The 13087-nt window shown below is 39.0% G+C and carries 11 protein-coding genes and 1 tRNA gene; 6 read left to right on the top strand and 6 right to left on the bottom strand.

Annotated features, from left to right (window positions below):
- The first annotated feature begins 23 nt into the window (after window positions 1–23).
- The 3 genes from rpoD to cueO all read left to right on the top strand — a co-directional run bounded on the left by rpoD (window position 24) and on the right by cueO (window position 4403).
- Entirely contained in the window at window positions 24–1979 is a 1956-nt protein-coding gene (gene rpoD, locus H3T84_RS02015) for an RNA polymerase sigma factor RpoD (protein WP_084547389.1), read from the top strand.
- A 101-nt stretch (window positions 1980–2080) separates the two neighbouring features.
- A tRNA-Ile gene (locus tag H3T84_RS02010) sits at window positions 2081–2156 on the top strand.
- 696 nt (window positions 2157–2852) lie between these two features.
- A complete protein-coding gene (gene cueO / locus H3T84_RS02005) occupies window positions 2853–4403 on the top strand; it encodes a multicopper oxidase CueO (protein ID WP_198217527.1) in 1551 nt (516 codons plus the stop codon).
- A 266-nt stretch (window positions 4404–4669) separates the two neighbouring features.
- Here the strand turns inward: cueO and ahpF are convergent, their stop codons facing one another.
- The gene (gene ahpF / locus H3T84_RS02000) at window positions 4670–6238 is read right to left on the bottom strand and encodes an alkyl hydroperoxide reductase subunit F (RefSeq protein WP_198217525.1); all 1569 of its coding nucleotides are present in this window, start codon (window positions 6236–6238) and stop codon (window positions 4670–4672) included.
- Window positions 6239–6396: 158 nt separating this feature from the next.
- Window positions 6397–6963 carry an alkyl hydroperoxide reductase subunit C gene (gene ahpC, locus H3T84_RS01995; RefSeq protein WP_084562448.1) on the bottom strand — a complete coding sequence of 189 codons (567 nt, stop codon included), beginning with the start codon at window positions 6961–6963 and terminating at the stop codon, window positions 6397–6399.
- A 436-nt stretch (window positions 6964–7399) separates the two neighbouring features.
- Here ahpC and H3T84_RS01990 point away from each other — a divergent pair, with 436 nt between their 5' ends.
- Window positions 7400–7999: a DUF2238 domain-containing protein gene (locus tag H3T84_RS01990; RefSeq protein WP_174833734.1), complete on the top strand. Its 600-nt coding sequence runs from the start codon at window positions 7400–7402 to the stop codon at window positions 7997–7999.
- A gap of 122 nt (window positions 8000–8121) precedes the next feature.
- On the opposite strand, the gene H3T84_RS01985 is transcribed toward H3T84_RS01990, so the two are convergent.
- The 4 genes from H3T84_RS01985 to H3T84_RS01970 form a co-directional block, all read right to left on the bottom strand.
- Window positions 8122–8409 (bottom strand): hypothetical protein, encoded by a 288-nt coding sequence (locus tag H3T84_RS01985; RefSeq protein ID WP_037475305.1) that lies wholly within the window; start codon window positions 8407–8409, stop codon window positions 8122–8124.
- Window positions 8410–8921: 512 nt separating this feature from the next.
- A complete protein-coding gene (locus tag H3T84_RS01980) occupies window positions 8922–9371 on the bottom strand; it encodes a ClpXP protease specificity-enhancing factor (RefSeq protein ID WP_198217523.1) in 450 nt (149 codons plus the stop codon).
- Window positions 9372–9395: 24 nt separating this feature from the next.
- Window positions 9396–10001, bottom strand: coding sequence for a glutathione S-transferase N-terminal domain-containing protein (locus H3T84_RS01975; protein ID WP_025331062.1), 606 nt, complete (start codon window positions 9999–10001; stop codon window positions 9396–9398).
- 158 nt (window positions 10002–10159) lie between these two features.
- The gene (locus H3T84_RS01970; RefSeq protein ID WP_025331063.1) at window positions 10160–10912 is read right to left on the bottom strand and encodes a Nif3-like dinuclear metal center hexameric protein; all 753 of its coding nucleotides are present in this window, start codon (window positions 10910–10912) and stop codon (window positions 10160–10162) included.
- A gap of 274 nt (window positions 10913–11186) precedes the next feature.
- Between H3T84_RS01970 and H3T84_RS01965 the strand changes: the two genes are divergently transcribed.
- The gene (locus tag H3T84_RS01965) at window positions 11187–12011 is read left to right on the top strand and encodes a hypothetical protein (RefSeq protein ID WP_025331064.1); all 825 of its coding nucleotides are present in this window, start codon (window positions 11187–11189) and stop codon (window positions 12009–12011) included.
- Between the two features lie 197 nt (window positions 12012–12208).
- On the top strand, window positions 12209–12940 hold the full coding sequence (locus H3T84_RS01960) for a hypothetical protein (RefSeq protein WP_198217521.1): 732 nt from the start codon (window positions 12209–12211) through the stop codon (window positions 12938–12940).
- The last annotated feature ends 147 nt before the right edge of the window (window positions 12941–13087 follow it).

Genomic DNA, 13087 nt, shown 5'->3' with positions numbered 1-13087 from the left:
GTTGTGAATACATCGAGTAAAATATGGCAAACTCCACACCTAAGAAATCCACTATTGATACCAGTCAGGAACAGGATGATACTCGCCCGTTAACCGCAGAAGAACAGCGTGCCCGCCTGCGCCAGCTGATTATTCAGGGTAAAGAGCGTGGTTATATTACCTACGCCGAAATCAATGATGCCCTGCCCGACGAAATGTCTGACGCCGATCAGATTGACAACATTGTATCGATGATCTCCGGTCTGGGTATTCAGGTTACAGAAGAAGCTCCTGATGCTGAAAGTCTGCTCATGGGCGACAACACCGCCAACATGACCGACGACGATGCAGTAGCAGAAGCAGAAGCAGCACTATCTAATGCCGACAACGAATTCGGACGAACCACCGATCCGGTACGCATGTATATGCGTGAAATGGGACAGGTAGACCTGCTGACCCGTGAAGATGAAATCATCATCGCCAAAAAAATCGAAAATGCCCTGCGTAACATGATTCAGGCCATTTCCGCATGTCCGGGATCAGTAGCAGAAATACTTGCTCTGATTGATGCCGTGCGCAAAGATGAAATCAAAGTAGACGAAATAGTCGAAGCCATTGTCGACCCGCATGAAGAGCTGCTGGATGAACTGGGCATTGGTCTGGATACCAAAAACGAAGACACCGAAATTACTGATGACAGTGATGACAGTGTAGACGTTGATGATGAAGAAAATGATGAAGAGAGTGCAGCACTGGCCGCTTCAGCCAACCTTGAAGAACTGCGCCAGAAAACACTCGAACATTTCGATGGTATTCAAAGCCTGTACGATACTATGGTTGCCACCTTACAGGAAAAAGGCAGTCACCATGCCGATTACCTGAAATTACAGCAGGAAATTGCCGAACAACTGCTACAGGTGCGTTTCGCTACCCGTCAGATTGAAAGCCTGTGCGACAATCTGCGTATGCGCGTTAATCAGGTAAGACAGCTTGAACGCGAGATTCGCGATATTGCCCTGAACCGCGTCCACATGGAACGCGACTATTTTATTAAAAGCTTTACCAATCGTACTACCGACCTGGGCTGGGTAGATGAAGAACTCTCCCTGAACCGCGTATGGAATGAAGCATTGCGCCGTTTTCAGTATGCCATCATCGAAAAACAGACTGAACTGGCCAATCTGGAGCAGTCTGCCCAGATCTCACTGGATGAGCTTAAACAGATTAACAAAAATATGGTGAAAAGCGAGCAGGAAACTGCCGCAGCCAAACAGGAAATGATTCAGGCCAACCTGCGTCTGGTGATTTCCATTGCCAAAAAATACACCAACCGCGGTCTGCAATTTCTCGACCTGATTCAGGAAGGTAACATCGGTCTGATGAAAGCCGTAGATAAATTTGAATATCGCCGCGGCTATAAATTCTCCACCTATGCCACATGGTGGATTCGTCAGGCAATTACCCGCTCTATCGCCGATCAGGCGCGTACCATCCGTATTCCGGTACACATGATTGAAACCATCAACAAAATGAACCGTATCTCCCGCCAGTATCTGCAGGAAAACGGCGAAGAAGCTGATTCTGCCAAACTGGCTGAGCTGATGGAAATGCCGGAAGACAAAATCCGCAAAATCATGAAAATTGCCAAAGAACCTATTTCAATGGAAACTCCGATTGGTGATGATGATGATTCTCATCTGGGCGACTTTATCGAAGACGCCAATAACGTCGCACCGGCTGATGCAGCCATGTACTCCAGTCTGCGCGAAGTAACCAAAGATGTACTTGAAAGCCTGACTCCGCGCGAAGCCAAAGTACTGCGCATGCGTTTCGGTATCGACATGAATACCGATCATACTCTTGAGGAAGTGGGTAAACAGTTTGATGTTACCCGTGAGCGCATTCGTCAGATTGAAGCAAAAGCCCTGCGCAAACTGCGCCACCCTACCCGCTCTGACCGGCTGAAAAGCTTTCTTGATAGTGACGAAAACAAACAATAAACATTTTTTAGTTTAAAACCAGAATCATCCGCCAAGAGCGGATGATTTTTTATGTAAAACCTTGCAATACCCATCCGTATTGGTTACAATACGCGGCTTACGGGTCTGTAGCTCAGGGGTTAGAGCAGGGGACTCATAATCCCTTGGTCGTGGGTTCGAACCCCACTGGACCCACCAAATAACCCATAAAATTCTGTATCAGAAAACAGAGTTTTTATCAAAAAAGCCGCTGAAAGCGGCTTTTTTATAGCTTATTAAAATAATCTGCACAAATAATAAATACTATAATTTTTATTATACAGGCACGCATTTTCACTCAATAATCACTGTAAATACATCCTGTAAAAATCCTGAGCTAAAAATTATATTTATGATATTCTGCAAACAATATCTTAAACTATAGCTACTAAATAATTGTTTAATTATGTTTTTTATCATCTGTATAGCTGAATGTATTTCAGGCCAAATGATATATTTACATTAAAACAGTAACTTTCATTTAATATTTGTTCATCATAAAAAAGCCATTGGTTAATTATACTGTATAACAGACTCATGACTCAGTATTTAGCTTTAGCAAATCAACTAATCATATTTTAAAAATATGCATAAAAATATGCATAAAAATATGCATAAAAATATGCATAAAAATAATAAATATTAGAATAAAATCCTTTTTACATGCATATAGTTGCACAATTAATACACTTATTTCTGATTTTTATATTTTTTAATTAACCGTAAATCTCACGTCAGTACTAGGGTTACTGCTGTTTCTGTTCAAATATTCTTTAGATTTCTTTTCAGCAAAACCGGCTTGACATTCAACTTAGGTGAAGGTTTAAGTTGTTCTTTTTCTTAATAAGAATCATTATGCACAGAAGAGACTTTCTCAGATATTCGGCCATGGTAAGTGCCGCAGCTACGCTACCGCTTTCTGCTTATGCTCTGAATACTTTGGATTTACCGGTACTGGCTATTCCGCCATTATTAGATACCGGTAAAGATAACAGGATTCAGCTCACTATTCAGCAGGGCACCAGCCGTTTTGGCAAATATCAGACGCAGACATGGGGCTATAATGGTGCTTTGCTTGGTCCTGCTATACGTATTTTCCGGGGCAAACCGGTACAGATAAAACTGCAAAACCAATTAACTGAAGCCACAACAGTACACTGGCATGGTCTGGAAGTACCGGGTGAAGCAGATGGCGGACCTCAGGCCTGTATACCAGCCGGACAAGCACGAGTAATTGAATTTACCTCAAGCCAGCCTGCTGCAACATGTTGGTTTCATCCGCACCAGCATGGGCAGACCGGCCGTCAGGTGGCAATGGGGCTGGCAGGTTTGCTGTTGCTGGAAGATACTGTCAGTACTGGTCTGCCTATCCCCAAAAACTGGGGATTAGATGATATTCCTCTGATCGTACAGGATAAAAAATTTAATACAGCCGGACAAATTGATTATCAGCTTGATGTTATGAGTGCTGCCATAGGCTGGTTTGGAGATACTCTGCTGTGTAATGGTCAGATATATTCGCAGCATAACGCGCCGCGTGGCTGGTTGCGATTACGTCTGCTTAATGGCTGTAATGCCAGAACACTGAATTTTGCCTGTAGTGATGGCCGCCCTTTATATGTTATTACCAGTGACGGTGGCTTTCTGCCTCAGCCGGTAACGGTGTCCAGCCTGTCGGTATTGCCCGGTGAACGTTTTGAAGTAATGGTTGACACCAGTAACGGTAAAATATTTGATTTGCTTACTTTACCGGTAAAACAGATGGGTATGAATCTGCCGCCTTTTGATCAGCCCTGCCCGATAGTTCGTGTATCTGTACTTTCTTCGCGTAATGATGCATCTTTACCCGATCAGCTTACCAGCTCTCTGCCTGTATTACCGGCTCTGTCTCAGCTTGTACACCGCCATTTTCAGCTGTCTATGGATCCTGAGCTGGACAGTATGGGTATGCAGGCTTTACAGCAACTGTCGGGAAAATCAGCTATGCCAATGGAGCATATGTCTATGCATCAGTCTCATATGGAAATGATGCATAATATGCACACGGATAAAAACGCATTAGATTTAATGCATGCCAACATGATTAACGGACAGACTTTTGATATGAATAAGCCGGCATTTGCCGCCAGTAAAGGGAAATATGAGTGCTGGGAAATATCCGGTTTAGGCGATATGATGCTGCATCCGTTTCATATTCATGGTACTCAGTTTCGCATTCTTAATGAAAACGGACAACCGCCTGCTGCTCATCGCTCAGGCTGGAAAGATACGGTACGGGTAGAAGGTGGTGTAAGTAAAGTATTAGTTAAATTCAACCACAGTGCGCCAGCCAGTTTTCCTTACATGGCTCATTGCCACATACTGGAACATGAAGATACGGGGATGATGCTGGGGTTTACTGTCTGAATATACGCTCGTTATAAGTTGAATTTTTTCAGATATTTAAAAACTGAAGCTAATAATACTTATGGATTAATAAAACGTTAAATTAGCTGCGCCAATAAATATTTTTCCATAAGCCGAATTATCATAAACAATGAAATTCTGGCATGAAAATATATAATTTTTTCAAAAATATTCCATAAGTGTCATCGTATCAGGTCTGTAAATATCCCGATAAAAATATAAACCACTCAAAACGATTGGTTTTGAGTGGTTTCTTATGTCAGTTATTAATTAGCTGCACTGGTACGAATCAGATAATCAAAAGCACTTAATGCTGCTTTAGCACCTTCACCGGCAGCAATAATAATCTGCTTATAAGGTACGTTTGTACAGTCACCGGCGGCAAAAACACCCGGCACACTGGTTTTACCAAAAGCATCAATTGCAATCTCGTGCATTGGTTCAGTTAAGTCTACTGTACCTTGCAAAAATCCGGTATTTGGTAATAAACCAATCTGAACAAAAATACCTTCCAATGCCAGATGATGCTCTGTATTGCTTACCCGATCCAGATAATTCAGACCATTAACTTTGCCGTTTTCGCCGGTTACCTCGGTAGTTTGAGCATTCATAATAATCTGCACATTAGGCAGACTATGCAATTTTTGCTGTAATACTTCATCAGCACGCATTTTGTCGGAAAATTCCAGCAGAGTAACATGCTTAACAACGCCAGCCAGATCAATGGCAGCTTCTGCACCGGAATTACCACCACCAATTACGGCTACATTTTTGCCTTTAAATAACGGACCGTCACAATGCGGACAATAAGTCACACCTTTCGTACGGTATTCCTGTTCACCGGGCACATTCATTGAGCGCCAGTGTGCACCTGTAGACAGGATAACGGTACGCGATTTTAAAACAGCACCACTTTCTGTATGTACCTCAATCAGTCCACCTGTAGTTTTAGTCGGTACCAGCGCACTGACTCTTTGCAAATTCATAATATCGACATCATAACTGCGAACGTGGCTTTCCAAATCATTGGCAAAACGCGGACCGTCGGTACGTAAAACTGATATATAATTTTCAATATCCAGCGTGTCGAGAACCTGACCACCAAAACGTTCGGCCACAATACCGGTACGAATACCTTTACGTGCTGCATATACAGCGGCAGCAGCACCGGCAGGTCCCCCGCCCACAATCAGCACGTCAAACGGTGCTTTTGCATTCAGTTCATCAACTGCCGCACTGGCAGCATTGCTGTCAAGTTTAGCAACAATTTCTGCCAGTTCCATTCTGCCCTGACCAAATGGTTCACCATTCAGAAAAACTGCCGGCACACCCATAATCTGTTTTGCTTCAATTTCTTCCTGAAACAATGCTCCGTCAATAGCTGTATGGCTGATATTCGGATTGAGAATAGACATCAGATTCAATGCCTGTATAACATCCGGACAATTGTGACAGGTAATAGAATAATAAGTTTCGAAGTGATAACTGCCCTGCAAATTTTTAATTTGTTGCTGTAATGATTCTGCTTCTTTAGATGGATGACCGCCTACCTGCAATAAAGCCAGTACCAGTGAACTGAATTCATGACCCATCGGATTACCGGCAAAAACCAGTCCTGTATGCACACCAGGATTAGTGATTTCAAAAGATGGTTTACGTTCAGACTGACCATCGGTACGCAGACTGACTTTATCGCTTAACGCCTCTACTTCCTGTAATAGTGCCAGCATGTCGCGAGCACCTTTACTTTCGTCCAGCGTAGCAATAATTTCAACCGGTCTGGTTACATATTCAAGATAAGCTTTTAGTTGGTTTTTCAAAGTGTCGTCTAACATTTTACTGCTCCATTACATTAATAAAAATAAACTATAGATATTCTGTTTTTGATAGCCTGTATTTTTGTTTTAGTAAAAAGCCCGGATACCGCAGCCGGTATTCGGGCTGAATGACTGTTTATTTAACAGTAAATTTCTGATGTGTGTATTTAAGTGTGTTAGATTTTACCAACCAGTTCCAGAGAAGGAGCCAGCGTTTTTTCGCCTTCTTTCCATTTAGCAGGACAAACTTCACCCGGATGAGAGGCAACATATTGTGCAGCTTTAACTTTACGTACCAGATCTGAAGCTTCACGACCGATACCTTCTGCAGTTACTTCCACACACTGGATAATACCCTGCGGGTCAACCAGGAATGTAGCACGGTCGGCAGAACCCTGACCTTCACGCAATACACCAAAATTGGTTGCCAGAGTAGCATTGCGGTCACCCAACATAAAGTATTTAATTTTGGCAATTGTATCAGAAGCATCGTGCCATGCTTTATGAGTAAAATGAGTATCAGTAGAAACAGAGTAAACTTCTACGCCTAGTTTCTGTAATTCTTCATAGTGGTCAGCCAGATCACCTAATTCAGTAGGACAAACAAAAGTAAAATCTGCCGGATAGAAAAAGAATATAGACCATTTACCTTTTACGTCAGCATCACTGATGTCTACAAATTTACCATTATGAAAGGCAGTGGTATTGAACGGTTTGATTTCAGTGTTAACATTAGCAACCATGAAATATCTCCTTGAATGTACAGGTTGAATTAATCGATGGATGTATAGTACACAAATTTACTCAATAAATATAATCAAATGATTTTATGTAATCGATAGTTTTTATTATTAATAAAAAACAAATAATTATATTTTCAAATTTATAAAAACAACTTACAGACCAGATAAATACACTAAATTCATATATAAAAACTATTATAAATAGCCATTAGCTGTATGGGAGTTGCTCTGCAAATAAATCTAAAATAGCTGTAACTAAACCGATCACAGCTTGTATGCTGCACATTACTGATATTTGCCCTGTGCATTTATCAAGATTAATATACAGATTATTATAAAAAAAGAAGTCAAATTAAAATTGATATCGGCAAAAAATTTTTTCACTTTTTAGTTTCAGTTTAATTCTGCTACTGAATATTTGCAGGTGATGTATGGTATGAAAACGCATATTCTGCAATTGATAATATTTATACTGGTATTCATATGGTCTGCTTATCAGCCGCATGACTACCCTACCTGGTGGCTTGAAGTTTTTCCGGCATTGCTGGGATTGATACTTCTTGTATTCACCTATTCCCGTTTTCGTTTCAGTCAACTTATGTACTGGGTAGTTTTAGTTCATGCAATTATATTACTGATTGGCGGACATTATACTTATGCCGAAGAGCCGGTATTTAATTATCTGCGCGGTGTATTTGGCTGGTCACGTAATAATTACGATAAGCTTGGACATTTTTTTCAGGGCTTTTCACCAGCTATTATAGCCAGTGAATTACTATGGAGATTACAAATTGTACGCTACCGCGGCTGGGTGGTATTTTTGAGTGGGTGTGTATGTATGACAATTAGTGCTATATACGAATTGTTCGAGTGGCTGGTAGCAACACTGAGTAATCAGGAAGCAGTTACTTTTCTTGGTACACAGGGCGATGTATGGGATACACAGAAAGACCTGCTTTGGTGTCTGATAGGTTGCAGTACCATGCTTATCTATCTTTATTTTAGTAAACAGCACTTACGGAGACCATCACGTTAAAAACGCAGGCAGTTACCATTACAAGTAAAAATCAGATCGGATCCAACTGAAAACAGTGAAATATCTGACTAGTTTTCCATGGCAGCTTTGACTAAAGCTGCCATCTCTTAACGCTCAGAAAATCAGGCTGAAACAGATTGTGTTTTTTCCAATTTGATTTTTAATTCTTTGATATCTTCTTCAAATATCATAATTACGCCCAGATAGGCCATACCAAACATCATAGCCGTAATGAATGAGCTAGCAATTGCCATGGTATTCATCCATACCAACCCTAAAGCAAATACCAGAAAACACAAAGCAAATATGACATTAAAATAGAACTTTACTCTTTTAAATTTTTGCTCTTTGTGTGCAAGCTGTACACTTAAATCATTACTGTTTGTTGAAAATTCAGCAGTTTGGTTCATGTATTCAAACTCCAGTAAATGTAAAGCTAATGAATATTATTGTAATGTCAAATTACAAGACAAGGCTATTTTAACCGGTATTACACTCGTAATGAAGAACTATTTTAACAATTTGATATAAGAGAATAACTCAGAAATATTCTGTTAACGCCTGTTTTATCAAATACACATCCGCAAAATTATCAATTTTATTTATGTGACATATTGTAAATATTTTTAATTTATAACTAATATTCAAATATATATATATAGTTTTAAAGCTGCATAGCTTCAAAAATTTTATTTTCTGTCTGTTCAAATTACGGCTAACTTTTCATCAATTTTATATATATTTATTAGCTATAAGAACTGATTAATTTGTCACACTTTATTTAGTACAAATAGAATAAAATGTTATCAGTCTGAATCTTAAAAAATCAAAAGGGCTGAAACCATCAGTCAGTTTCAGCCCTGTTTATCAATAAACAAATTACTTCTTATCTGCTAAGAAGATATTCTATTAATAACAATCGTTATTTAACTATCTTCAAACCTTTTTTCGCACCAGATTTATTACTGTCATCTGCAGGTAAACTCTCTGGCACAGAAGGCTCGTTTTCAGATATGATGTTATCCTCGCCTGCTGTTGGGTGTTCACTGTTTTCAGTAAGAGGTTCTACATCAAACCCCATGCCGTCACCAGTTTCTCTGGCAAAAAGACTGATTACATGACCAACCGGAATCCATATATCATGAGAAACGCCGCCAAAACGGGCAGAAAAACTAACCCATTCATTATCTATATTCAGATTATGTGCGGCTACAGGCCCGATATTAAGCACAATTTCATTGTTTTTTACATACTGAAGCGGTACCTGAGTTTTATCATTTACCCATACAGCAATATGCGGTGTATACCCGCTATCCAACGCCCATTCATATAATGCTCGCAGAATATACGGTTTGGTGTTCAGCTTGCTCATTGTCCTCCCCTTTGTCAGGATAATTTAACGACGCATCGCTTTCTCGGCAGGTGTTAAGGCATCAATAAACGCTTCACGCTGAAAAATACGTTCCGCATATTTAAGCAATGGCGCAGCTGATTTTGGCAGCTTAATATCATAGTGATCCAGACGCCACAAAAGCGGAGCCAGCGCCACATCAATCATGGAGAAATCATCACCGATAATATATTTGTTTTTAGTGAATGCAGGAGCCAGCATCGTTAAGCCCTGAGTAATGGCTTCGCGGGCTTTGTTCATTTCCTTATTACTTGATTCAGGATTTTCCAGCACCAGTACATGACTGAACAGTTCTTTTTCCAGACGATATAAAACAAGACGGCCGCGACCACGCATAATCGGGTCTGCCGGCATTAGCTGCGGATGCGGAAACCGCTCATCAATATATTCATTAATAATATTGGATTCATACAAAATCAGGTCACGTTCAACCAGAACAGGAACCTGATTATACGGATTCATCACGGCCAGATCTTCCGGCTTATTGAAAACGTCTACATCTTTAATTTCAAAATCCATGCCTTTTTCATAAAGCACAAAGCTGCAACGCTGACTAAACGGGCAAGTAATACCCGCATATAATGTCATCATAATTAGTTTCCCAGAATTACTGTATAATCAATACAGTGTGGTGTTTAAGAATTATCCAATTATAGACAAATGACTCTATTTTTACCAGAAAAATAGCTTAAGTTTATGTTTATTAAAATTTTTATTATATAAATTACCGCTAATCACACAAAATTCATTTAAGCCGGATTAGGCTCGTCAAAAAACTGCTGAGTAATCCCGAATTCACTGGCTAATGCACAGGCAAGTGCCTGAATACCATATCTTTCGGTAGCATGATGTCCTGCCGCGATGAATACCACTCCGCATTCCTGAGCCAGATGGTATTGCGGTTCGGATATTTCACCTGTAATAAATGCATCAACCCCGGCATCAATAGCCTGCTGAAAAAAACTCTGGCCGCCGCCGGTACACCAGGCCAGCCTGCGTACTGGTTGTTGTTTGTCAGCACATAACAATATGGGTTTGTGATTCAGGCCTAGCTCAATCCCCTGAGCCAGCTGTTCTGCAGTTTGCTCATAGGTTAAAGCACCGTACTGAATTAAATTCTGTTCACCGCCACAGCCGGTAATCTGCCAGCCTAAACGCTGAGCCAGCTGCACATTATTCCCTAAGCGCGGATGCGCATCCAGCGGTAAATGATAGCCAACCAGATTAATATTATTGGCTAATAATGTCTGAATACGGCGTTTTTTCCAGCCTGTAATTACAGCCGCTTCATTTTTCCAGAACATACCATGATGAACCAGCAGCATATCTGCCTGCTGTTTTACGGCAAAATCAATAGCAGCCTGGCTAGCAGTGACAGCACAAACAATAGTGCTAACTTCATCCCTGCCCTCTATCTGTAACCCATTCGGGCTGTAATCTCGAAACTGAGCAACCGCCAGCTCCTGAGCGCACCAGCCTAAAATTTCTTTTCTGAAAGCCATAAATTTCCTTTAATCGTGCAAAACATTGCAGTCTGCTTTGTTAATACATAGCTTTATTCTTATTTCAATAAAGTCATTATACTAACAAGCACAGGGAGAAAGCTGAAAATGTCTGAATACAGCTGACTGAATATGAAATTATAAAAAATCATTATCTTTAAATAAAATATTTATATGCTTTGTGATTAACCAAATAAATGTTATTTTATGTTAATATTTATTAAAATAATGTAGTACTAAATTTAAAAGCTCGCAGATTTTTTGGAATATCAAAATGAAAACATTGTTTTTGTTATTAATTTTAAGTTTATGCGGATATCTTAACAGCAACAATGATCGTGCACAGGACAAAATTAAAAAATTGGAGGAACAACGGATAATGACAGACACCACAGAGATTACTGTCCGTATTCCGTCAAAAGTATCGGATAAAAAGTTAGAAATTACACTTCCTCGCTGTTTCTTTGGTACAAATCTGAAACATCAAATTATTGATGGAAAGGTTGAAGAAATTGCTGTTAGCATTATGTACCAGTTACCTACATTTTCCGATTTCCCTAATAATGAAGAAGCAATTTATCAATGTCCTGATTTTTCTAAACCAATTACAACATTAGGTATTTTCCCATTGTTTCCCATAGTAGGCAAAACTGAATTGGAATATGGAAATTACTGGTTAAAACAGCAATACTTTAGATTTTCTATTAAAGAACAAAAAAATAATTTGGCACTATATCGTGCTGGCATTGATAGGAAATTAGCCATATTTGCTAATCAATCTGATCGTAGTCAACAAGATATTAGCATTGAATTTTGGCCTTTTGACTCGAATAATAAAGATGATTCCTATCCACATCAGACTGATATACATTCTGTATTATACGAAGAGTTTGGTTTAAGTTATACGATATATTCTTCAAGATATTTACATGGGAAGAATAAACCACTAGTAAGCCAGAACTATTTTGCTGATGGATTAATTCAAATATATATGCACAATGAAAGCTTACTTGATCACCCGGAAATTCAACTTGGTTTCATTCAGAATAATAACCGTATTCTGGATTATATCCATCAGCACAGTAAAGTCGTTGATTAGCTAGTGCATTAGCTAAAAATTTTTAAAATTTTCAGATTTTATTTCAAACGTCTTAAAGCAAAATAAATTAATAAAATTATATTATTACGGATAAAAATATGAAATATTGGCTTTGTATACTGCTTTTATGCTTAACCGGCTGCTTTAATGGCAGCAGTGAACAGGACAAAATTAAAAAAATGGAGGAACAACGGATAATGACAGACACCACAGAGATTACTGTGCGCATTCCGTCAAAAGTATCGGGTAAAAAACTGGAAATTACCCTGCCGCGCTGCATGTTTGGCTTTAGTATAAAAAATAAAATTATTGATGGTACAGTCGAACAAATTGGAGCAGCAATTATATTTGCCTTACCTACTTTATCAGGTTTTCCCAATGATGAAGAAGCAATTCATCGATGTCCTGATTTTTCTAAGCCTGTTGTAGGTCTTAGTTTTGCGCCGTTATCTCGCCACATAAAAGCAGAAAAACTGGAATATGGAAATCATTGGTTCAAACGGGAAAATTACCGATTCCGATTAAAAGAAAAGAAAAATAATCAGGAATTGTATTATATTGGTATTTCAGGAAAACAAACTATGTTTATTAATAAATCCGAAACCAATCAACAAGATTTAAGAATTGATTTCTGGCCATTTGATGTTAAGGATGAATACGATGCTTTTCCGCATCAAATTGATATTTATTCTGTTTTAGATAAAGAGTTTAGTGTTGCTTACACTGTATATTCCTCGAGATTTCTACATGGGAAATATAAACCACCAGTAAGCCAGAACTATTTTGTTGATGGATTAATTCAAATATATAAGCACAATGAAAGCTTACTTGATCATCCGGAAATTCAACTGGGTTTCATTCAAAATAATAACCGTATTCTGGATTATATCCATCAGCACAGTAAGGTAGTTACAGACCAAAATCATTAAGAATAGCCATATTTAATCTTGCTGATATTTGATTACAGAAAAAACTAAAACTATTAATTTCTCATCATTTAAAATTAAATTTTCAATATATTATTAAGATAAAAAGCTGCCGGTTGCTAATTATGCAACCGGCAGCTTTTTACCTTG

This window comes from Snodgrassella sp. M0110, assembly GCF_016101465.1.
GTDB lineage: Bacteria > Pseudomonadota > Gammaproteobacteria > Burkholderiales > Neisseriaceae > Snodgrassella > Snodgrassella alvi.
Note: the sequence above shows the minus strand (reverse complement) of the source record. Positions and strands in the feature narration are given on the sequence as shown.